A 23153-nucleotide genomic window follows, 5' to 3' on the forward strand; every position below is an offset into this window, starting at 1 on the left:
GCTGGCTGACACACTGCTATCGGGGGCAAGCCCCCTCCCACATTTTGATCTACATTTGGCTTCAGCTTTGCGGCGTTTGCTCAGCCAACGCCACCGCACGGAACATCGCCCGGCGCTTGTTCAGGGTTTCTTCCCATTCAAGGGCCGGCACCGAGTCAGCCACGATGCCGCCACCGGCCTGCACATGCAGCTCGCCGTCCTTGATCACTGCCGTGCGGATCGCAATCGCCGTGTCCATGTTGCCGTTCCAGGCGAAATACCCCACGGCGCCGCCGTAGACGCCACGCTTGACCGGCTCCAGTTCGTCGATGATTTCCATCGCGCGAATCTTTGGCGCGCCCGACAAGGTACCGGCCGGCAGAATCGCACGCAGTGCGTCCATCGCAGTCAGGCCGGCCTTCAGCTCACCGGTGACGTTGGACACGATATGCATCACATTGGAATACCGCTCGATGACCATCTTCTCGGTCAACTTCACCGAGCCGATTTCCGAGACCCGCCCGGTGTCATTACGCCCCAGGTCGATCAGCATCAGGTGCTCGGCGATTTCCTTGTCGTCGCTCAACAGGTCTTCTTCCAGCGCCAGATCCGCTTCTTCGGTGGCGCCACGCGGGCGCGTGCCGGCGATCGGGCGCACGGTGATCAGGTTGTCTTCGACGCGCACCAGCACTTCCGGCGAACTGCCCACTACGTGGAAGTCACCGAAATTGAAGAAGTACATATACGGCGTCGGGTTGAAGCAACGCAGCGCTCGATACAGGTCGATCGGCGCGGCCTTGAAGTCGATGGACATCCGTTGCGAGGGCACCACCTGCATGCAGTCACCGGCGAGGATGTATTCCTTGATGGTATCGACTGCCCGCTCGTAGTCCGCCTGGGTAAAGCTGGAGCGAAATACCGGGTCGGCGGCGGGTGGACGGCTGAGGTCCAGGCCACGGCGCGGGGTGATTGGCTGGCGCAGTTTTTCCAGCAGCGCTTCGAGGCTGGCCTGGCCTTGCTCGAAGGCATCCGCCTGGGCAGGGTCGGCCAGCACTATCGCGTGCATCTTGCCGGCAAGGTTGTCGAACACCACCACCGCGTCGGAGACCATCAGCAAGATGTCCGGCACGCCGAGCGGGTCCGGGTTCGGGCATTTACCCAAACGCTGCTCCACGTAGCGCACGCAGTCATAACCGAAATACCCCACCAAACCGCCGTTGAAACGCGGCAGGCCAGGAATGGTCGGCACGTTGTAGCGCGCCTTGAAGGCTTCGACGAAGGCCAGCGGGTCTTCTACGTCATGGCTTTCGATCTCAAGGCCATCATGGGTGATGCTCACATGATGGTCATGCACTCGCAGTACCGTGCGGCACGGCAGGCCGATGATCGAATAACGGCCCCACTTCTCACCGCCCTGTACCGACTCCAGCAGATAAGAGTTCGGCTCGTCGGCCAGTTTCAGGTAGATCGACAGCGGCGTGTCGAAGTCGGCCAGGGTTTCACGGGCCATGGGGATACGGTTATAGCCGGCAGCGGCCAAACGCAGGAATTCTTCGCGGATCATCAGGTGCCTCGTGGTGTGAGGGTCAATCGGTCAGGTAGGCAAACGGGCCGCAGCGCGGCGGGGATCAGTCAGGCGCGCCAACGCCAGCGGGCCAGGGCCTTGATGACTTTCATCCAGAGTTTGCGAGTGACCACCACGATGGCATTTCCAGTAGGGGACGGGTCGATGTCGGGCAACGTTATCTCAGCGCCCGCGCCCAAGCAACCGGGGATTAACAAGCGCAGGTCATCGATGACCAGCGCTGGCGATTCTTCCGCAATCGGCCGGCCATGGTTGTAGCCGTAACTCAGGGCCACGCACTGCACTCCCGCCGCTTTTGCCGCCAAGACATCACTGCGCGAGTCGCCGACGAACAACGATTGGGACGCCGGAATATTCGCCATTTTCATCACAAAGAACAGCGCCGCCGGGTCGGGCTTTTTTTGTGGCAAGGTATCGCCGCCGATGATCCAGCGAAAATACCGGCCGATCTTCATCTGGTCCAACAGCGGAGCGACGAAGCGCTCCGGCTTGTTGGTGATCAGGGCCATTTCCACGCCCTGCTTGCTCAACCACTTGAGGGTGTCACGCACGCCGGGATACACCACCGTCCGTTCGTGGCTGCTTTCATAGGCGGTGTTGAACAATTGCAGGGCCTGTTCGGCTTCCATCTCGTCCACACCGGTGGCGTCGATATGGCCTGCCAGCGCCCGTCGCACCAGCATCGGCGCGCCGTTGCCGACCCATTCACGCACCGCCTCAATCCCCACAGGCTTGCGCCCCAGCTTGAGCAGCATCTGGTCCACCGCCGCCGCAAGGTCAGGCACCGAGTCGATCAAGGTACCGTCCAGATCGAACATCACCAGCCGTGGCAATTTGCCGGGGAACAGCTGCTCAAAGCCGCTCATGGGCGCGCCAGCGCCAGTTCGGCATGCATCTTGGCGATCACTTCCTGGTAATCCGGCGCATTGAAGATCGCCGAGCCGGCCACAAAGGTGTCGGCGCCCGCCGCCGCGATTTCACGGATATTGTTCACATTGACCCCGCCGTCGATTTCCAGACGGATATCCCGGCCCGACGCATCGATCAGCGCCCGCGCTTCGCGCAGTTTGTTCAGGGTGCCGGGGATGAACTTCTGCCCGCCAAAGCCTGGGTTGACGCTCATCAGCAGGACCATGTCGACCTTGTCCATCACGTACTCCAGCACACTCAGCGGCGTGGCCGGGTTGAACACCAGGCCCGCCTTGCAGCCGCCTTCGCGGATCAACTGCAGGGTGCGGTCGACGTGCAGCGTGGCTTCCGGGTGGAAGGTGATGTAGGTCGCGCCGGCGTCGATGAAGTCACCGACGATGCGGTCCACCGGGCTGACCATCAGGTGCGCGTCGATCGGCGCGGTAATCCCGTATTTGCGCAGCGCAGCGCACACCATCGGGCCGATGGTCAGGTTGGGCACGTAGTGGTTGTCCATGACGTCAAAGTGCACGAAGTCGGCACCCGCGGCCAATACCTTGTCCACTTCTTCGCCCAGGCGGGCGAAGTCGGCGGAGAGAATCGATGGAGCAATGACGAAGGGCTGCATGACGCACCTTTTTTGAGCTAAATCACGATGGCGCGCATTGTATACCTCATGCTTTGCCCTGCGCACCGTGACCTAACTCAACGGCTAGTACGCAGCCCGGTAGATTTTCTCGATATCGGCGGCACTGAGCTGGCGCGGATTGTTGCGCATCAGGCGTTCAATACCCGCCGCTTCAGTGGCCATCGCCGGGATAGCCTCCTCCGGCACGCCGAAACTGCGCAGGCCCGACGGAATCTCGACGGCGGCGCACAGTCGCGTCATCGCCTCGACGGCCTGGTCGGCGGCATCATTCACGCTCAACCCGCTGACATTTACCCCCATGGCCTGGGCGATGTCGCGCATCCGCTCGACACAGGCCAGCTTGTTCCAGTGCATCACATAGGGCAGCAACAATGCGTTGCTCACGCCGTGGGCGATGTTGAACCGGCCGCCCAACGGATACGCCAGCGCATGCACCGCGCCGACGCCCGCGTTGCCAAAGGCCATGCCGGCCATCAGGCTGGCGGTGGCCATATCGTCACGGGCCTGCAGGTTGGCCGGGTTGGCATAAACCTTGGGCAAGGCGCCAGCAATCAGCTTGATGGCGCCGATCGCCAGGGCATCGGTGATCGGCGAGGCGTTCAGCGACAGGTAGGATTCAATGGCATGCACCAGCGCGTCGACGCCACTGGCGGCAGTGACGCTGCGTGGGCAGGTCAGGGTCATTTGCGGGCTGATCAGCGCGACATCCGGCAGCAGGTAGTCGCTGACGATGCCTTTTTTCAGCTGGGCGACCTTGTCGGAGAGGATCGCCACATTGGTCACCTCGGAGCCGGTGCCGGCGGTAGTGGGAATCGCGATCAGCGGCGGGCCCTTGCGCGGCACCTGGTCGACGCCGAACAAATCCGCCAGGGCGCCGTGGTAACCGGCGTATGCGGCCACGCTCTTGGCGATGTCGATGGCACTGCCGCCGCCCACGCCGATCAGGCCGTCGTGCCCGCCGTCGCGGTAGGCCTGCATGCAATCTTCGACAATGGCGATTTCCGGGTCGGGCAGCACGCGGTCGAAAATTTCATAAGTCCGCCCGCCCAGATGTTCGAGTGCCAGCGCGACGGTGCCGGACTTGACCAGCGCGGCATCGGTGACAATCAGCGGGTTATCCACATCCAGGCGCGTCAACTCGGCGCCGAGTTGCTCAATGGCGCCAGCGCCGGTCAGCAGTTTGTGGGCGATCTTGAATGAGGAAGTACTCATGTGCGCGGCCTCTTGTCGGTGATGGGCTGGCACAAGAATAGCTGAGACAACTGGGTTGTCTGCCATTCAAGAGCTGAATGGTTATCTGAATGACAAAGAAGCAGTGTGGGAGGGGGCTTGCCCCCGATAGGGTGTATCAGTATCAGAGTTGCTGACTGTCACACTGCCATCGGGGGCAAGCCCCCTCCCACATTTTAATCTGTACCGGGCTTTAGACCTGGGCGGTGCGCAGCTTTTCGCTACGGCCACGCAGCCATTCCAGGGTCAGCAACAGCACCACCGAGAAGCCGATCAGCAGCGTCGCCGCTGCGGCAATGGTGGGGCTGAGGTTTTCACGGATGCCGCTGAACATCTGCCTGGGCAATGTGGCTTGCTCCGGCCCGGCGAGGAACAGCGTCACCACCACCTCATCGAACGAAGTGGCGAAGGCGAACAACGCCCCGGAAATCACCCCCGGCGCGATCAGCGGCAAGGTCACCCGGCGAAACGCGGTCAACGGTGATGCGCCCAGACTGGCCGCCGCCCGTACCAGATTGTGGTTGAAACCCTGCAAGGTCGCCGACACGGTGATGATCACAAACGGCACGCCCAGCACCGCATGCACCACAATCAGCGAGAAGAAGCTGTTGCCCAGGCCCAGCGGGGCGAAGAACAGGTAACTGGCCACGCCAATAATCACCACCGGCACCACCATCGGCGAAATCACCAGGGCCATCACCAAGGCCTTGCCGGGGAAGTTGCCACGGGTCAGGCCAATCGCCGCCAGCGTTCCGAACACCATCGCCAGCACCGTGGCTGCCGGGGCGACGATGATGCTGTTCTTCAGGGCGCGCATCCACTCGGCCGACGCGAAGAAGTCCTGGTACCACTGCAGCGAGAAGCCCTGCAACGGGTACACCAGGAAACTGCCGCTGTTGAACGACAGCGGGATGATCACCAGCACCGGCAGGATCAGGAACAGCAGGATCAGGCCACACAAAATTCGCAGGCTGTAGAACCACAGCCGCTCCACCGGTGACATATAAGGGCTCAGCATCGCAAGGTCTCCTCAGCTCAGGCGCAGGCGACTGGCGCCCACCAGCCGGTTGTAGATCAGGTACAGCAACACCGTCGCCAGCAGCAGCAAGCCGCCCAACGCCGTGGCCATGCCCCAGTTGATGCTGGTGTTGGTGTAGAAGGCCACGAAGTAGCTGACCATCTGGTCGTTCGGGCTGCCCAGCAAGGCCGGGGTGATGTAGTAACCAATCGCCAGGATGAACACCAACAGGCAACCGGCGCCGACGCCGGCGTAGGTTTGCGGGAAGTACACGCGCCAGAAGCTGGCGAACGGGTGGCAGCCCAGGGAAATCGCCGCACGCATGTACGTCGGCGAGATACCTTTCATCACGCTGTAGATCGGCAGAATCATGAACGGCAGCAGGATATGCACCATGGAGATGTACACGCCGGTACGGTTGAACACCAATTCCAGCGGCGCATCGATCAGGCCCAGGCCCATCAGGGCGCTGTTGATCAGGCCGCCGGATTGCAGCAGTACGATCCACGCCGCCACCCGCACCAGGATCGAGGTCCAGAATGGCAGCAGTACCAGGATCATCAGCAGGTTGCTTTTGCGCGCCGGCAGGTTGGCCAACAGGTAAGCCAGGGGATAGGCCAGCAGCAGGCAGATGACCGTGATCACCAGGCCCATCCAGAACGTTCGGGCGAAGATATCCAGGTAGATGGCCTGGTCGGGGGTGGCCGGAGCGATTTCGCCCAAGTCGTCAATACGGTGATCGACGGCCGCCAGCAGATAGTAAGGCGTCAGGCTGCTGGTATTGCGCCGGATCGCCTGCCAGTACGCCGGGTCGCCCCAACGTTCGTCGAGGGTTTCCAGCGCGGCTTTATAAGAGGCCGGCGCTTCGGTAAACGGCAGCGCCCGCGCGGTTTTGGTGAGCAGGCTGCGATAGCCGGCCAGTTCCATGTTCAAGCGTTTGGACAGATCGCCAAGGGTCTGGTTTTTGCGCGCTTGCGCCAGGTCTTCACTGAGCGCCTGGTACACCGGCTCGCCGGGCAAGCCACGGCCATCCCAAGCCGTGACCGCCACCACCGTACGCGGCAAGCCGCCCACCACTTCCGGGTTGCCGACGCTCTTGTAGAGCAACGCAACGATGGGCACCAGGAACACCAGCAGCAAAAACAGCACTAATGGCGCAATCAAGGCCTGGGCTTTCCAGCGATTGAGCCGCTCGGCACGGGCCAGGCGCTGCTTGAGGGTGGGAATGGCGAGGGCCATGGCTGAACTCCGGATCTTGAAAATAAATGCAGATCCCTTGTGGGAGGGGGCTTGCTCCCGATGGCGGCAGATCAGCTATAGATTGGCTGACTGACACTCCGCTATCGGGAGCAAGCCCCCTCCCACAAGAGTTAGGCGGTGTTATTTAGCTGCCCAGGAATTGAAGCGCTGCTCGAGCTGCTCGCCGTTATCGGCCCAGAAGCTCACATCGATCTGCACCTGGTTGGCGATGTTTTCCGGGGTGGTCGGCATGTCCTTGAGCACGTCCTTGGCCAGCAACGGGACGGCCTGGGTGTTGGCCGGGCCGTAGGCGATGTTTTCGGAGTAGGTCTTCTGCTGCTGCGGCTGCACCGAGAAGGCGATGAATTTCTTCGCAGCTTCAGCGCGGTCCTTGTCCAGGCCCTTTGGAATGGCCCAGGCGTCGAAGTCATAGATGCCGCCGTTCCACACCACTTTCAGGTTGCTTTCTTTCTGCACGGCGGCGATGCGGCCGTTATAGGCCGAGCTCATCACCACGTCGCCCGAAGCGAGGTACTGCGGCGGTTGCGCACCGGCCTCCCACCATTGGATCGAGGCTTTGAGTTCGTCGAGTTTCTTGAACGCACGGTCCTGGCCATCTTTGCCGGCCAGCACTTTGTAGACGTCCTTAGGCGCGACGCCGTCGGCCATCAAGGCGAATTCCAGGGTGTACTTGGCGCCTTTGCGCAGGCCACGCTTGCCCGGGAATTTCTTGGTGTCCCAGAAATCCACCCAGCCGGCGGGTGCGGACGCCAGTTTATCGGCGTTATAGGCCAGCACCGTCGACCATACGAAGAAACCTACGCCGCAAGGCTGGATCGCGCCTTTGACGTAGTCCGCCGTGTTGCCGAACAGTTTCGGGTCCAGGGGCTCGAACATGTCTTCGTCGCACCCACGGGAAAGCTCAGGCGACTCCACTTCCACCAGGTCCCAGGACACGCTCTTGGTGTCGACCATGGCTTTGACCTTGGCCATCTCACCGTTGTATTCACCGGCGATGATCTTGCCGTTGCCCGCGCTCTCCCACGGTGCATAGAAGGCCTTGACCTGGGCCGCCTTGTTGGCGCCGCCAAACGATACGACGGTCAGGTCCGGGCCTGCCATGGCCTGTGTCGCGCCCATCAGGCCGATAGCCAGGACGGAAAACTTAAGGGATCTCAACATTGTTGTGCTCTCCACGTGCAGGGTTGGTGAAGCCAGGGGGCGATCAGTTCGCCTCTAGAAGTGGGTCGAGTGCGCGAACGTGCTCGACTTGCCAGCCAATCGGTACTACGTCGCCGACCGCCAGGGCCGGGTCCAGCTCGGCGATCGGTTGTTTCACGAAAAAATCGGTCTTGCCGCAGACTTCCAGGCGCAAACGCACGTGGTCGCCCAGGTAGATGAACTCCGCCACCCGCCCGGAAAAACGGTTGATGCAATTGTCACTGGCCCCATTGAGGCTGACGCGCTCCGGGCGCACCGACAGGGTCACCGGGCCGCCGATCTGGCCGACATTCACCGCCAGCGCCTCCACCTTCTCGCCGCGCGCCAGTTCCACCACGCAGCGCTCGCCGGTGTGGCTGTGCAGACGGCCATTGAGGCGGTTGTTTTCGCCGATGAAATTGGCCACAAAGGTGTTTTTCGGTTCTTCGTAGAGGGTGCGCGGCGCGGCGATCTGCTGGATTTCGCCCTGGTGGAACACCGCCACGCGGTCGGACATGGTCAAGGCTTCGCCCTGGTCGTGGGTCACATACACCACGGTGACGCCGAGGCGCTGGTGCAGGTGCTTGATTTCCATCTGCATGTGTTCGCGCAGCTGCTTGTCGAGGGCGCCGAGGGGTTCGTCCATCAGCACCAGTTGCGGCTCGAACACCAATGCGCGGGCGAGGGCCACCCGCTGTTGCTGGCCCCCGGACAGTTGCGCCGGGTAGCGCTGGGCAAAGGCGTCGAGCTGGACCATGCTCAGCACGCGCTTGACCCGCTCGCTGATGTCAGTCTTGCTCAAGCCACGTACGGATAAGGGAAATGCAAGGTTCTCGGCCACGGTCATGTGCGGGAACAAGGCGTAGTTCTGGAACACCATGCCGATATCGCGCTTGTGCGGCGGCACGTTATTGATCGAGCGGCCAGCCAGCTGGATTTCGCCAGCGGTGGGCGTTTCAAAACCGGCCAGCATCATCAGGCTGGTGGTCTTGCCCGAACCGGACGGCCCGAGCAAGGTGAGGAACTCGCCCTTGCGAATCTCCAGGTTGAGGTCTTTGACGATCAGGTTTTCGCCATCGTAGCTTTTCTGCACGCCACGAAAGCTGACCAGCACATCATTTGAATCCACCTCGCTCATACCCGCACCTTTGTGTTTTGGACTGCTGTGACACAAGCGTAGTCCAGGCGCGAGGCCCCGGAAATCGGGGGCCAGGAGAGAATCGCATCAGCCGGATGGAAGGTTCGGGGTAGGGATCGCCCTACACACATGGCGGGCATGGGACAGTGCAGCGACAAGCCTTCGCTGGGCGGCGCTTGCGCGGTGTCGTTAATGGATACGCCGCTACAGCAGCTTGTGTTCCATGGCGTATTTCACCAGCTCGGCCAGGGAGCTGATATGGAGCTTTTGCATCAAGCGCGCCTTGTGGGTGCTGATGGTTTTGCTGCTCAGGGCCAGTTGCACGGCGATGTCGTTCACGTTGGCGCCCTGGGCCAGGCGTTCGAACACCGAGAACTCGCGCTCCGACAGCAACGAGTGCAAGGGGCGTGAGTCCGTCAGGCCGACTTCGAAAACCATGCGGTCGGCCAGGTCCGGGTCGATATAACGCCCGCCCGCCGCGACCTTGCGAATCGCCATCAGCAACAGCGCCGGGTCGCTGTCCTTGGTGGCATAACCGGCCGCGCCAACCTTGAGAGCACGGGCGGCCATTTGCGCTTCATCGTGCATGGACAGCACCAGGATTGCCGGCGGGTTATTCAGCGCACGAATGCGCGCGATGGCTTCCAGGCCATTCACACCGGGCATGGAGATATCCAGCAACACCACTTCGCAGGGCACATGTCGCAAAGTCTCCAGCAACTGCTCGCCATTGCTCGCTTCGCCCACGACCAGCAGGTCTTTGGCCAGGCCGATCAATTGCTTGATGCCTTCACGAACAATGGTGTGGTCTTCGGCTACCAGTACGCGGATCACGGGAATTTCCTTTTAGTGTCATGCATTCAACGGCACCGTGACACTCAGGGTGGTGCCCTCCCCCAGCTCACTGACCAGGGACAACTGCCCGCCCATGATCAGCACCCGCTCGCGCATGCCGACCAGGCCGAACGATACCGGCCGCCCTTGGGCCTGCACGAAGCCGATACCGTCATCGCTGATGGTCAGCCGCAGGTCCGGGCCGTCCACCTCCAGCGTGAGTTCTACAGTATGCGCCCGGGCATGGCGCATCACATTGGTCAGGGCCTCCTGCAGAATGCGAAACAGGCCGATGGCCTTGGCATCGCTCAGCACCGGCACGTTTTCCGGGACTTTGACCAGGCAGGGAATCAGCGTGCGCGCTTCGAAACGTCGCGCCTGCCATTCGATGGCCGAAGCAATGCCGGCGTCGAGAATCGGCGGGCGCAGCGCGGTTGCCACATCCCGCACCAGTTGGAAGAGTTGGGCGATCAGGCGCTTCATGCTGTTCAAGCGCTCGTTGAGGCCCGGGTCGAGCTGCGCATAGGCCAATTCGCACATCGAGGTTTCCAGCTTGAGCACGGTGAGCATTTGCCCGAGTTCGTCGTGAACCTCGCGGGCGATACGCGCCTTTTCTTCTTCGCGCACCGTTTCCAGGTGGGCTGACAATTCACGCAACTGCGCCTCGCTTTGCAGCAAGGCGGCCACATAGCGGCGGCGCTCGGTGACGTCCGTCAGGTACACCACCAGGTACTCGCCGTCGGCAAAGCGCAGAAAGCTCAAGGACACATCGGCGGGCAGGATGCTGCCGTCAGCACGCAGGCAATCGGTGGCGAAGGTCTGGGCGCCGTCCTCGCTGGCACGCGCGCGCTTCCACAGGTTGAGCCAGCGGTCCATGCTCAAGGCCGGGTCAAGATCGATCAGCGGCCGTTCGATCAACGCGCCAGGGCCATAGCCGAGCATGCTTTCGGCGGCGCGGTTGGCGTACCGCACATGGCTGTCCCAATTGACCCACAGGATGCCGACCGTACTTTGATCGATGGAAAACTGCGTCAGCCGCAAGGCTTCGGCACCGGCGGCACGCGCTGCGCTTTCCTCCCGCGCCGCCAGCAGGGCGTGCTCCAGACTGCGCTGCTGGCGGCGCTGCCAGAGCACTGCCGCGAGGCTGGCGAGCAGCAACAGGCCCAGCAACACGCTGAGGTTTTTCCACAAGCCCATTGATTCGGAAAAACGCGGGTACTGGGGTTGCAGCCAGCGGTTGTGCAACTGGTCGAGGTCGCGGGCGGGTATCGCCCGCAAGGCACTTTGCATGATGCCCGCCAGTTCCGGCCATTCATGCCGCGTGGCCACCCGCAGCAATTGCGGCAAGCCGATATCGCCGACCACCGCCAGCCCGGCAAACTCCGCCTCGCCGGCCAACCGGCTCAGTTGCGCCTCATCCACCACCGCATAGCGCGCCTGCTGGCTCACCAGTAACTGCAGGGCCTGGCGTTCCATGGGCACGCCTTGCAGGTTGAGATTGGGATACGTACTGCGCAGGTAGTCGGCCACCGCGCTGGGCATGCGCACGGCGATGCGCGTGTGTGCGTCGAGTTTTTCCAACTCCACCGCGCCGCCGCCGTCGCGAATGCCGACGATATGCTGAGGCACACGCATATAAGGGTCGCTGAACAACCACAGGCGCAAGCCGGCCGGGGTTTGCTGCAGGCCGGGTGCGATATCCACCTCGCCGTCACGCACGGCAGCTTCCAACTGCTCCAGATCAGGAAAGTTACGCCAGGTCAGCTCGATGCCCAGCGCCTTGGCCAGCCACTGCATCAACTCGACATTGGCCCCGGACAAGCGCTGCAGCCGTCGGTCGTATTGTGCGTAAGGCGCCTGCAGTACCAAGCCCACGCGCAATTGCTGGTGCAGCGCCAGCCATGCGCGCTGCTGCGCATTCAGTTGCGCCTGGGGTGTAGCGGGTGCCGGCGCGGCGTTCGCCATCAAGGCAACCCACAGACAGCCGATAACCAGCAGGAAGCGAAAACCCATGATCCACGTCTCACATCACTGACAAATACTGATCAACCCATTAGGCTGCTGGAATCATTTCTGGCCGGGATTTAACGATGCCACCTCGAAACCGTTCGGCACTGCCAGCATTGTGCCTGTCGCTGCTATTTACCAGCGCCTTTTCTGTCCAGGCCGCCGACGCGCCAGCGCCCGCCGCCGAAACACCCGTCGAGCGCCAGCCCTTGGTCGAGCGCAGCCAGGCAGAAGCCAGCGCCCTCGAACGCCAGGTCGCGCAACAGGAACAACAACAATTGCAGGCCGGCAGCGATACGTTCCTGGCCCTGTGGAAGCCCGCCAACAGCGCCGAACCCCAGGGCGTGGTGATTATCGTGCCAGGCGCCGGCGAAAATGCTGACTGGCCGCAGGCAATCGGCCCGCTGCGCAGTAAGTTGCCGAACGCTGCCTGGGGCACCCTCAGCCTGTCATTGCCGGACGTCAATCTGGACACCCTGCCGCCACGCGTCATCGAACCGCCCAAAGCGGCGGTCGACACCAGCAGCAAAGACGGCAGCACGGTCGCCAAGCCGGTCGAACAGGCCGCCAGCGCAGAAGCCGAAGGCACTGACCCGGCGGTGGTACCGGGCGCGGATGAACAGGACAAAACCGATGCCAAACGCATCTTCGACCGCATCGACGCCGCCGTCGCGTTCGCCCAGACCCAGGGTGCCCGCAGTGTGGTATTGCTCGGTCATGGCACCGGCGCATGGTGGGCTGCGCGTTATCTGAGCGAGAAACAGCCTGCCCAGGTACAGAAACTGGTGATGGTGGCTGGAAAGACACCCGCCGCGCGTCAACCGGACCTGCAGCAATTGGCGCCAGCGTTGAAACTGCCTACGGCGGATGTGTTCTATCAAGACGGCGCCCAGGACGGCAAAAACGCATTGGCCCGTAGCCAGGCGGCCAAACGCGGCAAAAATGAGGGGTACAAGCAGGTGCAGCTCAAGGCCTTGCCCGGCAACGACGCCGCCGAGCAAGAACAGTTGTACCGGCGCGTTCGCGGCTGGCTGAGCCCGCAGGCCGACAAAGGCTGAACACAGTGCTCGCCAATGCCACAAAACCAATGTGGGAGGGGGCTTGCTCTCGATAGCAGTGTGTCAGTCTCAGTAATTCAAACTGACCCACCGCTATCGGGAGCAAGCCCCCTCTTATCAAACATAAAATAACCCATTGTTTTTGCTCTTAAAATTTAAGCCGCTTTAACCAACTCTAATCCCAGCTTGCGCGCCTTGCGTTCCAAGGCGCGCATTTGCCGGTCACGGCTTCTTTCTTCAAATTCCTCTATCCCTTTTTCAACGTAAGGCTGGCCTTTAGTCAGCATGGCGTAAATCAACCGTGCCAACTGATGCGCTGTCGCTTTAATCGCACAGCAGGTGTCCATTCGGGTCAAACGTGCACGATGGCTGGCACCGATAAAACTCTTGTCATTGCGTGCAATAGAAGCCGCCTGCTTCAATGCCTGTGCGGCACGGTTAATCACTTTTACGCCTTTGCCCGCAAGGGGCTTACCTCCAGAAATCCTCGTGGGCGGGGCAAGCCCTAGCCAAGAGCAGAAGTGCTGGGAGGTAGGGAATCGTGATAAGTCCGGTCCTAATTCGCTGGCCAAAACCAGCGCCGTATCGATTCCGATGGTAGGGATGGCGGTCAAATCCACCCCCATTACTTGGTTCAGTGCACGATGCAGAACTGATTGCTGCTCATTGGAGCGGTGCGGGTTACGCAGTGTTTTGCTGGGAGGGATAACTTGCTCCTGAAGAACCGGCAACCGCTCAAGCGCAAAAGCAATAGCTTGATCGCATTCACCGATCTGTTTTTCCAGGAAGTCATAAGCCGCCAGTTCCTGGCTCAGCGCATGCAAATGCTCGGCTCGCCAATTGCCCCTCAAGCTACGCGCAACGGTTGCCTGATCGGCTTTGACACGCTTGTCTCTGAGCATGGCAAGTACTTCGGGGTCGCGCTCTCCGTCAACAATCGCCCGCAAAATGCTCATGCCTGTCACCCCGGCAATGTTGCTGATGACTTGCGCCAATTGGATGTTCATCTGCACCAAAGCCTTTTGCATCCGGTTGAGGGCTTTGGCTTGGTCGCGGACTTTATTGCCACGCTGACGGACCAGGGAGCGCAGTGAGCACACGTTGTCCGAAGGCCGAAAAGCGCCCCTCAACAGGCCGTGCGTCATGAGTAGAAGGATCCACTGACAATCCAGTACGTCGGACTTGCGACCGGTTATTTGCCGAGTCGCACGGGAATTAACGAGATAGACCTCAAAACCTCGTCTATCCAATATTTCGAAGAGCGGGATCCAATAAACGCCGGTCGCCTCCATCGCCACCAGCTTGACGCCCATGGATTCAAACCAATCGGCCATGGCATGCAAATCATCGGTGAAGGTTGAAAACCGCTTAACCGGGTCACTGTATTTCGACGGATCAACAGCGGCTAAATGCTCTCGGCCGCCTACATCAACGGCAGCGCAGTCCGGATGGATAACTTCAAAACGTTTTTGGTTCTTGCGCGTCATGACAATTCCTCGCAGGATTGAACGACGCGGGCGGGGTACACGGTGGCGAGCGGATTCACTCTCTTATATGTGGTCACAGCTTGCTGTGCCGACAATGACTCCACGCCGATACCGTGCAGGCCACTCTCCCACTCGGGTGGTGACACACCAGTGCTGGCTACGGCCTTTGCCCCGCCCGCGTTCTTCAACTTTACGATGAACCAGTTTGATGCGCGACAGCGCTACGCCGGAGGCGTAGGGGGGACTCCCACATTAGGGCAATCGCCTCAGCGAAAGTCCCGCCGCTCGCGAATCAACGCATAGGCGTTATGCAGCTCACGGGTTCGCTCGGTCGCCTCGCGCACCTGCGCGGGGCTGGCGCCACTGCCGGCGATCTTGTCCGGGTGGTGGCGGCTGAGCAGGCGGCGATAGGCCCGTTTGATCACCGAAGGCTCGGCGGTGGCCGTCACCCCCAGAAGCCGCAACGCGTCCTGATAGGTCCCGTTACGATTGACCAATGGCTTGCGCGCCGGCGCGTAATCGGACGCCAGGGCCCGGACCTGTTGCGGCGTCCAGCCCAGCCATTTACCCCACAGCTCGATCAAGTCGCGCTCGGCATCATCCGCCCGGTCGTCCGCCCAGGCCATGCGCCAGCAGGCACGTAAAACGCCCTCGGCGGCATGGGGTTGCGCCTTGAGCACGCGCAGATAGCTGCGTACTCGATCGCTGCCGGATTTGCCACGGTTAAACGCCAGGATGGCTCGGCGCTGGGCCGACTCGGTCATCTCCAGTGTGCGCATTTCCTGGCGCGCCTGCTGGATATGCCCGTCCACGATCCGGCCGTTACTTTTGGCCAGGCGCCCCAACAGCACGAACAACAATTCGTCGTTGCGCAACGCGGGGCGCCCGCCAAGGCGTTCGCGCAACTGCGCCCAGCTGTGCAACTGCAGGCGCCGGTCCAGCGCCTGTCCCAACAATGCACCCAACAAAGCCCCCGGAATACTGGCAATCGCAAAGCCAGCCCCGGCGCCGATCAGCGTCCCTGGCCACAACATCCCTACGGCCCCGCTGTCAGCAAGGTTTCGACCTGCGCCAGACGCTCAAGCGTTCCGACATCAACCCAGCGTCCCTTCATGTGTTCACCCGTTACCAGACCTTTGTCCATCGCCGCCCGCAACAGCGGCGCCAGCTTGAAGGCACCCGCACTGCAGCCCGCGAACAACTGGGGGTCGAGCACGGAAATGCCACTGAAGGTCAGGTTATCGGCACCCGGCGCCGCATCATGAAGCAACCCGTCGTTCAAGTAGAAGTCGCCACCAGACGGGTGATGCGCCGGGTTGTCGACCATCACCAGGTGGGCCAGGCCCTGGAGCGGTCGCTTCAACTGGCTGAAGTCGTAGTCGGTCCAGATATCACCGTTGACCACCAGAAACGGCGCATCCCCCAGCAACGGCAAGGCCTTGAAAATCCCGCCGCCGGTTTCCAGCGGCTCGCCTTCGGCCGAATAGCGGATGCGCAAGCCGAACTGGGCACCGTCGCCCAGGTAGCTTTCGATCTGTTCGCCGAGCCAGGCATGGTTGATCACGATCTCGGTAAAGCCGGCCTTGGCCAGCGTCTCAAGGTGATACTCGATCAACCGCTTGCCGCCCGCCTGCACCAGCGGCTTGGGCGTGTGCAGCGTCAGCGGGCGCATGCGTTCGCCCTTGCCGGCCGCCAGGATCATCGCTTTCATACGCAGGCCTCGGCCGGTTGGCGCAGGCTGGCGAGCAGCTCGCCCAGGTCACTCAACTCCGGACGGTCGGCGAGCACCGCTTCTATATAGGCAAAGAAACGCGGCACATCCGCCAGGTAGCGTGGCTTGCCGTCGCGGTGATAAATCCGCGCGAAGATACCGATGACCTTGAGGTGACGCTGCACGCCCATCAGGTCGCTGGCGCGCAGGAACTCTTCAAACTCAGCCTGCACGGGGATCCCCAACTGCCCGGCGCGTTCCCAATAGCCGCGCTGCCACTCCCGCACGCGAGCCTGGGGCCAGCTGAGGAAGGCATCCTTGAACAGACAGGTAATGTCGTAGGTCACCGGGCCGTAGACCGCGTCCTGGAAATCCAGCACGCCGGGGCTGGGCTCGCTGATCATCAGGTTGCGCGGCATATAGTCGCGGTGCACCAGCACTTTGGGCTGCGCCAGGGCGCTGTCGACCAGCAGCTCGCTGGCACTCTGCCAGAGGGCTTGCTGCTGGGTATCGAGCTCGATACCCAAGTGGCGGCGTACGTACCATTCAGGAAACAATTCAAGCTCGCGGCGCAGCAACGCCACGTCATAGCTGGGCAACGGCGCGTCCATCGGCAACTGCTGGAATGCCAGCAACGCGTCGATGGCGTCGGCAAACAATTGATCGGCGTTTTGTTCGTCAATCACGTCCAGGTAGGTGTTTCGGCCCAGGTCATTGAGCAAAAGAAAGCCACGCGGCAAATCTTCCGCATAAATTTTTGGCACATTAATTCCCGATTTCGCGAGCAAATGCGCGATATCGACGAAAGGTTTGCAGTTTTCCTGGGGCGGTGGCGCATCCATCACGACGAATGTATGCGCCCCACCCTCCCAGCGGAAGTAACGCCTGAAACTCGCGTCGCTGCTGGCCGCAGTCAATGTGGCCGGGGGTACGGCACCCCAGTCCTGGGCGTTGAAGAGGATCGGCAACTGCTCATCCAGCCAGACTTCCAGCTGTTGTAAACGTAGATCGTGCTCGGGCATTACAAGGGTCTCCGACGGCGCTAGCCGTCAAGCGGGGCATGCTTTATTATCACGCATCTTTTTCAGACCATCGAGAGGCGTGCGGCCCAAACCGCGGGCAGATGGCACGCAGGAAGCCCGGACTAATAAGATGGCATTGAAATCCCCCGCGTTTCGTAGAAAATTTCCGTTGCTGGTAACCGGCAGTCTGCTGGCCTTGCAACCCTTCGCCACCTCATTCGTGGTCGCCGCGGAACAGTATGACTGCTCAGTCTCTGCTTCGGGTGCCTGGGATTGCGCGCCGAAAACCGCCGCCGCCCCGTTGCCACCGCGGCCGGTGCATGACGGCTCTGCCGTCAGCTCGGCCAACAGCACGCCGCAAGGCGAGGCTGGCGGCAGCGCCGACGCCGAGCCCAAGACCATGCTGGTCACCGAAGCCAAGGGCCGTGGGCTGCGTTCGCGCAGCAAAGACTACAGCCACTTGGACTGGGTGCCTCGCGAGAAGCTGACCGCAGCGCAGCTGGCCGAAACCGGCCCTTACTGCGGCGGTGCCTACATCGAGCCGACTCGTCCTGGCATGAACGACAAGACGGACAAGGGCGATGCGCCGACCTTCATCGGTGCCAAAGCCTCTCGTTACGAGCAGGAACAGCAGGTCGCGACACTGGCCGGTGACGTCGTCATGCGCCAGGGCAGCATGCAGCTGGAATCCGAGGAAGCCAGCCTGTATCAGGCCGAGAACCGTGGCGAGCTGAACGGCAACGTGCGTCTGCGCGACAACGGCGCGCTGATCGTGGGCGACCATGCCCAGGTCCAGCTCGATACCGGCGCCGCCCAGATCGACAACGCCGAATACGTGATGCACAAGTCGCGTATCCGCGGTAACGCGCTCTACGCCAAGCGTGCCGAGAACGCGATCATCCGTCTCAAGGACGGTACGTACACCACCTGCGAGCCGGACAGCAACGCCTGGCAGCTCAAGGGCAACAACATCACGTTGAACCCGGCCACCGGTTTCGGTACGGCCACCAACGCGACGTTGCGGGTCAAGAACATCCCGATCCTGTACACCCCTTACATCTATTTCCCGATTGACGACCGTCGTCAATCCGGCTTCCTGCCGCCGAGCTTCAGCACCGGCAGTGAAACTGGCTTTACGCTGGTAACGCCGTACTACTTCAACCTGGCACCGAACTACGACGCCACGTTGTACCCGCAATACATGACCAAGCGCGGCATGTTGATGGAAGGCGAATTCCGCTACCTCACCAAGTCCAGCGAAGGGCAGTTTGGTGGGGCGTACCTCAACGACGACAACGATGAGCGCAAGAACCAGACCGACTCCGAAAAAACCCGCTATATGCTCAATTGGCAGCATAAAGGTGGCTTGGATTCGCGGCTGACGTCACTGGTTGATTACACCAAAATCAGCGATCCTTACTACTTCCAGGACCTGAAGTCCTACGAAGAAGGCGTAGAGAGTCGCGACTTCGTCAACCAGCAGGGTTCCCTGACTTACCGCGGTGATACGTACCAGGCTCGCTTGAACGTTCAGGCGTACCAACTGGCGACGGTATCGGAGTTCACCCCATACGACCGCTTGCCACAGATCACTTTCAACGGTGCGCTGCCTTACCATCCTGGCGGGCTGGACCTCGCTTACGAAACAGAAGCGGTGCGGTTCGACCGAGATCTTCAGAACGGCTCTTACACTGACAAGGACGGAGCAATTTCCTCTCGTCTGGACAACAACGTCCTCGGGTTGAGCCGTGCCAACGGTACTCGCCTGAGTGCAGCACCGAGCGTCTCCCTGCCGCTGAATTGGACCTACGGTTTCATTACACCGAAGCTCAAGTATGTCTATACCAAATACGACCTTGACCTGGATAACACCGGCAAGAATGACCTGGTAGTCAATAGACTAGGCGCGTCGGCTCTGGGCGAGACGTTCAATAGTTCTCAAAATCGCTCCGTCCCCATTGCCAGTATCGATAGCGGCCTCTTCTTTGACCGTAATACCCAATGGTTTGGTCGTAATTACCAGCAAACCCTGGAACCACGTTTGTTCTATCTCTATGTACCAGAGAAAGATCAGAAAAATATCCCGGTGTTTGACACTAGCGAAACTCCATTCAGTTTCGACTCGTTGTTCCGTGACAACCGCTTCACCGGCGGCGACCGTATCGGCGACGAAAACAAACTGTCGCTGGGCCTGACCAGCCGCTGGATTCAAGACGACGGCCTTGAGCGTCAACGTATCAGTATCGGCCAGGCTGTGTACTTCAAAGACCGCGAAGTACAATTGCCAGGTGTAGACGCGACAACCCGTGATGATGCACATGAAGACGTGTCGCCGATCGCCTTGGATTACTCTTTCCGCTTCAACCGAGATTGGCGTGCGACGGCCGACTACAACTGGGACCCTACCAGCCACAGCCCACGCTCCGGCAGCGCGATGTTCCACTACCAGCCGGAAGACAACCCGAATAAGGTAATCAACGTCGGCTATCGCTACCGTAATGACCAGGTCGTCTACAACCAGTTGACCGGCAAATGGCAATTTGGTGGTGACTATGGCAGCGAAGGCAACCCGAACTTCATCAAGGACTACTACAAAATCCAGCAACACGACTTCTCGATGATGTGGCCGATCATTCCGCAGTGGAACCTGATCACCCGCTGGCAGTATGACTACGCCCGCAACCGTACCTTGGAAGCCTTCGGCGGTTTCGAGTACGACAACTGCTGCTGGAAACTGCGCGTCATCAACCGCTACTGGGTTTCCAACGACGAATACAGCCAGATCGCCCCTCTCAACGAAAAGGGTGACCACGGGCTCTTCTTCCAAATTGTCCTCAAAGGACTCGGCGGCCTGACCGGCGCCAAGGTAGAGAGCTTCCTCGACAAAGGCATTGAAGGTTATCGTGAACGTGAAGACAAAGCTTTCTGAGTGCTTGCGCCCGCTCGTGCTGGGCGCGCTGTTCCTGGGTGCCGCCTCGGCGCATGCCGCGGTGCAACAGCTGGATAAAGTCGCAGCCATCGTCGATAACGACGTGATCATGCAGAGCCAACTGGACCAACGGGTCAAGGAAGTTCAGCAAACCATCGCCAAGCGTGGCGGTGGTGTGCCGCCGACCAGCGTCCTGGAACCCCAGGTGCTGGAACGCCTGATCGTGGAAAACCTGCAACTGCAGATCGGCGAACGCTCCGGCATCCGTATTTCTGACGAAGAGCTGAACCAGGCCGTCGGCACCATCGCTCAACGCAACAATATGAGCATCGACCAGTTCCGCGCAGCTCTGGCGCACGATGGCCTGTCCTATGAGGACGCGCGTGACCAGATCAAGCGTGAAATGATCATCAGCCGTGTACGCCAGCGTCGCGTAGCCGAACGGGTGCAGGTGTCGGAGCAGGAAGTGAAGAACTTCCTGGCCTCGGACCTGGGCAAGATGCAGCTTTCCGAAGAGCTGCACCTGGCCAATATCCTGATCCCAACGCCCGACAGCGCCAACGCCGAGCAGCTCAATGCGGCCGCAGCCAAAACCCAGGCTATCTATGATCGCCTCAAGGCCGGCGCTGATTTCGCCCAGATGGCGATTGCCCAGTCCGGCAGCGACAACGCGCTCGACGGTGGTGACATGGGCTGGCGTAAAGCCGCTCAACTGCCGCCGCCGTTCGACCGCGAGCTGAGTGCGATGAACGTGGGTGACATTACCCAACCGGCACGTACTCCGGGCGGTTTCATCATCCTCAAGCTGCTGGCCAAGCGCGGCGGCGAGACCTCGCTGAAAGACGAAGTACACGTTCGTCACATTCTGGTCAAACCAAGCGAAATCCGTACCGAGGCACAAACCAAGGAACTGGCCCAGAAGATCTATGACCGCATCGAAAGCGGTGAAGACTTCGCCACCCTGGCCAAGAGCTTTTCGGAAGACCCAGGTTCTGCCCTCAACGGCGGCGACCTGAACTGGATCGACCCGAAAGCCCTGGTGCCCGAGTTCCAGCAGGTGATGGCCGATACTCCGCAAGGCGTACTGTCCAAGCCGTTCAAGACCCAATACGGCTGGCACGTGCTGGAAGTCCTTGGCCGTCGCGCCACCGACAACACCAACCAGGCCCGCGAACAGCAAGCCCTGACCGTACTGCGTAACCGCAAGTACGACGAAGAGCTGCAAACCTGGTTGCGTCAGATCCGTGACGAAGCCTACGTAGAAAACAAGCTGCCAGGCGCCGAGCAAACAGGCACCGACCAGGCAACCCAGTGAAACCCCAGCGTTTCGCGGTAACACCCGGCGAGCCGGCCGGCATTGGTCCAGACCTGTGCCTGCTGCTCGCCTCGCAACCCCAGCCACACCCCCTGATTGCCATCACCAGCTGCGACCTGCTCCTTGAGCGGGCCGCGCAACTGGGTGTGGCTGTCAACCTGCTGAGCGTCGCACCGGGCAACTGGCCCGACCTGCCGGCGCCGGCGGGCAGCCTGTATGTGTGGGACACGCCCCTGCAAGCCAAGGTAATCGCCGGGCAACTGGACAAGGCCAATGCGGCCTTCGTACTGGAAACCCTGACCCGCGCCGGCCAAGGCTGCATCGACGGCGACTTCGCCGGCATGATCACCGCGCCCGTCCATAAAGGCGTGATCAACGAATCCGGTATCGCCTTTTCCGGCCATACCGAATTCCTGGCCGAACTCACACACACCGAACAAGTCGTGATGATGCTGGCCACCCGGGGCCTTCGCGTCGCGCTGGTCACCACGCACCTGCCGCTGCGCGACATCGCCGACGCCATCACCGCCGAGCGCATAGAACGCGTCACACGCATCCTGCACGCCGACCTGCAACACAAATTCGGCATTGCCCAACCGCGTATCCTGGTCTGTGGGCTCAACCCCCACGCCGGTGAAGGCGGGCATTTGGGCCGTGAAGAAATCGACATCATTGAACCGACATTAGAGCGTCTGCGCCAAGAAGGCATGGACCTGCGCGGCCCATTGCCTGCCGACACTCTGTTTACCCCCAAATATCTGGAGCACTGCGACGCAGTGCTGGCGATGTACCATGACCAGGGGCTGCCCGTGCTGAAATACAAAGGCTTCGGCGCCGCAGTCAACGTGACACTGGGCCTGCCGATCATCCGCACCTCCGTCGACCATGGCACTGCCCTGGACCTGGCAGGCAGCGGCAAGATCGATACCGGCAGCCTGCACATGGCCCTGGAAACCGCCTATCAGATGGCCGAGACCCGTATATGACTGAGCATTACCAACACCGGGCGCGCAAGCGCTTCGGGCAAAACTTCCTGCACGACGCTGGCGTAATTGACCGCATCCTGCGCTCCATCCACGCCAAATCTTGCGACCGCCTGCTGGAAATCGGCCCAGGCCAGGGCGCATTGACCCAGGGCCTGCTGGCCAGTGGCGGCCAACTGGACGTGGTTGAGCTGGACAAGGACCTGATCCCGATTCTCAACCAGCAGTTTGCCGACAAGCCCAACTTTAATCTGCATCAGGGCGATGCGCTGAAGTTCGACTTCAATACGCTCAATGCTGCGCCCAGCAGCCTGCGTGTGGTCGGTAACCTGCCATACAACATCTCCACCCCGCTGATTTTCCACCTGCTGAACAACGCCGGGATCATCCGCGACATGCACTTCATGCTGCAAAAAGAAGTGGTGGAGCGCCTGGCCGCCGGGCCGGGTGGTGGTGATTGGGGCCGGCTGTCGATCATGGTCCAGTACCATTGCCGCGTCGAGCATCTGTTCAACGTTGGCCCGGGCGCATTCAACCCGCCGCCGAAGGTCGACTCGGCCATCGTGCGCCTGGTGCCCCATGCCGTGCTGCCGCACCCGGCCAAGGACCACAAATTGCTTGAGCGCGTCGTGCGTGAAGCGTTCAACCAACGCCGCAAGACCCTGCGCAACACGCTCAAGGCGCTGTTGAGCAACGCCGAAATCGAAGCGGCCGGCGTCGACGGCAGCCTGCGCCCCGAGCAACTGGACCTAGCCGCGTTCGTGCGCCTGGCCGACCAGCTGGCGATTCAGCCTGCCCCGACAGAAGGGTAAGGTTCAACGCGATCCAATGTGGGAGGGGGCTTGCTCCCGATAGGGGAG

The 23153-nt window shown here is 61.2% G+C and carries 19 protein-coding genes; 5 read left to right on the plus strand and 14 right to left on the minus strand.

The window, feature by feature from the left end:
* Positions 1–61: 61 nt before the first annotated feature.
* From trpE to C4J84_RS23445, 10 genes are all read right to left on the minus strand, one after another.
* Positions 62–1543 carry an anthranilate synthase component I gene (gene trpE / locus C4J84_RS23400; protein WP_124372033.1) on the minus strand — a complete coding sequence of 494 codons (1482 nt, stop codon included), beginning with the start codon at positions 1541–1543 and terminating at the stop codon, positions 62–64.
* A gap of 68 nt (positions 1544–1611) precedes the next feature.
* Entirely contained in the window at positions 1612–2430 is an 819-nt protein-coding gene (locus tag C4J84_RS23405; protein ID WP_124372034.1) for a phosphoglycolate phosphatase, read from the minus strand.
* The gene (gene rpe, locus C4J84_RS23410; RefSeq protein WP_065937054.1) at positions 2427–3101 is read right to left on the minus strand and encodes a ribulose-phosphate 3-epimerase; all 675 of its coding nucleotides are present in this window, start codon (positions 3099–3101) and stop codon (positions 2427–2429) included. Before rpe ends, C4J84_RS23405 begins: the two co-directional genes overlap by 4 nt.
* 84 nt (positions 3102–3185) lie before the next feature.
* Positions 3186–4334 (minus strand): iron-containing alcohol dehydrogenase, encoded by a 1149-nt coding sequence (locus C4J84_RS23415; RefSeq protein WP_124368546.1) that lies wholly within the window; start codon positions 4332–4334, stop codon positions 3186–3188.
* Between the two features lie 211 nt (positions 4335–4545).
* Positions 4546–5370, minus strand: a complete 825-nt coding sequence (locus C4J84_RS23420) for an ABC transporter permease (RefSeq protein ID WP_124364637.1) — start codon at positions 5368–5370, stop codon at positions 4546–4548.
* A 12-nt stretch (positions 5371–5382) separates the two neighbouring features.
* Positions 5383–6609 carry an ABC transporter permease gene (locus tag C4J84_RS23425; RefSeq protein WP_124372035.1) on the minus strand — a complete coding sequence of 409 codons (1227 nt, stop codon included), beginning with the start codon at positions 6607–6609 and terminating at the stop codon, positions 5383–5385.
* A gap of 141 nt (positions 6610–6750) precedes the next feature.
* On the minus strand, positions 6751–7791 hold the full coding sequence (locus C4J84_RS23430) for an ABC transporter substrate-binding protein (protein ID WP_124372036.1): 1041 nt from the start codon (positions 7789–7791) through the stop codon (positions 6751–6753).
* A 43-nt stretch (positions 7792–7834) separates the two neighbouring features.
* Entirely contained in the window at positions 7835–8947 is a 1113-nt protein-coding gene (locus C4J84_RS23435) for an ABC transporter ATP-binding protein (protein WP_124372037.1), read from the minus strand.
* A gap of 204 nt (positions 8948–9151) precedes the next feature.
* On the minus strand, positions 9152–9781 hold the full coding sequence (locus tag C4J84_RS23440; protein ID WP_124364641.1) for a response regulator transcription factor: 630 nt from the start codon (positions 9779–9781) through the stop codon (positions 9152–9154).
* A gap of 18 nt (positions 9782–9799) precedes the next feature.
* Positions 9800–11794, minus strand: coding sequence for a histidine kinase (locus C4J84_RS23445; RefSeq protein ID WP_124372038.1), 1995 nt, complete (start codon positions 11792–11794; stop codon positions 9800–9802).
* A gap of 77 nt (positions 11795–11871) precedes the next feature.
* Between C4J84_RS23445 and C4J84_RS23450 the strand changes: the two genes are divergently transcribed.
* A complete protein-coding gene (locus C4J84_RS23450; protein WP_124372039.1) occupies positions 11872–12846 on the plus strand; it encodes an alpha/beta hydrolase family protein in 975 nt (324 codons plus the stop codon).
* Between the two features lie 155 nt (positions 12847–13001).
* Here the strand turns inward: C4J84_RS23450 and C4J84_RS23455 are convergent, their stop codons facing one another.
* From C4J84_RS23455 to C4J84_RS23470, 4 genes are all read right to left on the minus strand, one after another.
* Positions 13002–14333, minus strand: coding sequence for an IS110 family transposase (locus C4J84_RS23455; RefSeq protein WP_124436166.1), 1332 nt, complete (start codon positions 14331–14333; stop codon positions 13002–13004).
* A 266-nt stretch (positions 14334–14599) separates the two neighbouring features.
* A complete protein-coding gene (locus C4J84_RS23460) occupies positions 14600–15367 on the minus strand; it encodes a TerB family tellurite resistance protein (RefSeq protein WP_124436167.1) in 768 nt (255 codons plus the stop codon).
* A 2-nt stretch (positions 15368–15369) separates the two neighbouring features.
* Positions 15370–16044, minus strand: a complete 675-nt coding sequence (murU, locus tag C4J84_RS23465) for an N-acetylmuramate alpha-1-phosphate uridylyltransferase MurU (RefSeq protein ID WP_124436168.1) — start codon at positions 16042–16044, stop codon at positions 15370–15372.
* Positions 16041–17066 carry an aminoglycoside phosphotransferase family protein gene (locus tag C4J84_RS23470; RefSeq protein ID WP_124372043.1) on the minus strand — a complete coding sequence of 342 codons (1026 nt, stop codon included), beginning with the start codon at positions 17064–17066 and terminating at the stop codon, positions 16041–16043. Before C4J84_RS23470 ends, murU begins: the two co-directional genes overlap by 4 nt.
* Positions 17067–17196: 130 nt before the next feature.
* On the opposite strand from C4J84_RS23470, the gene C4J84_RS23475 reads away from it, so the two are divergent.
* Genes C4J84_RS23475 through rsmA form a run of 4 tightly spaced genes read left to right on the plus strand, consistent with a single transcriptional unit; the run spans position 17197 to position 23105 of the window.
* Positions 17197–19995, plus strand: coding sequence for an LPS-assembly protein LptD (locus C4J84_RS23475; protein WP_124372044.1), 2799 nt, complete (start codon positions 17197–17199; stop codon positions 19993–19995).
* Complete coding sequence (locus tag C4J84_RS23480; protein WP_124365212.1) at positions 19976–21310, plus strand: peptidylprolyl isomerase; 1335 nt, start codon at positions 19976–19978, stop codon at positions 21308–21310. The genes C4J84_RS23475 and C4J84_RS23480 overlap by 20 nt, the downstream gene beginning before the upstream one ends.
* The gene (pdxA, locus tag C4J84_RS23485; RefSeq protein WP_124372045.1) at positions 21307–22296 is read left to right on the plus strand and encodes a 4-hydroxythreonine-4-phosphate dehydrogenase PdxA; all 990 of its coding nucleotides are present in this window, start codon (positions 21307–21309) and stop codon (positions 22294–22296) included. The genes C4J84_RS23480 and pdxA overlap by 4 nt, the downstream gene beginning before the upstream one ends.
* Positions 22293–23105 carry a 16S rRNA (adenine(1518)-N(6)/adenine(1519)-N(6))-dimethyltransferase RsmA gene (gene rsmA, locus C4J84_RS23490; protein WP_124372046.1) on the plus strand — a complete coding sequence of 271 codons (813 nt, stop codon included), beginning with the start codon at positions 22293–22295 and terminating at the stop codon, positions 23103–23105. The genes pdxA and rsmA overlap by 4 nt, the downstream gene beginning before the upstream one ends.
* Positions 23106–23153 lie beyond the last annotated feature (48 nt).

Origin of the sequence: Pseudomonas sp. R11-23-07 (assembly GCF_003852295.1) — a bacterium.
Classification (GTDB): Bacteria; Pseudomonadota; Gammaproteobacteria; order Pseudomonadales; family Pseudomonadaceae; genus Aquipseudomonas.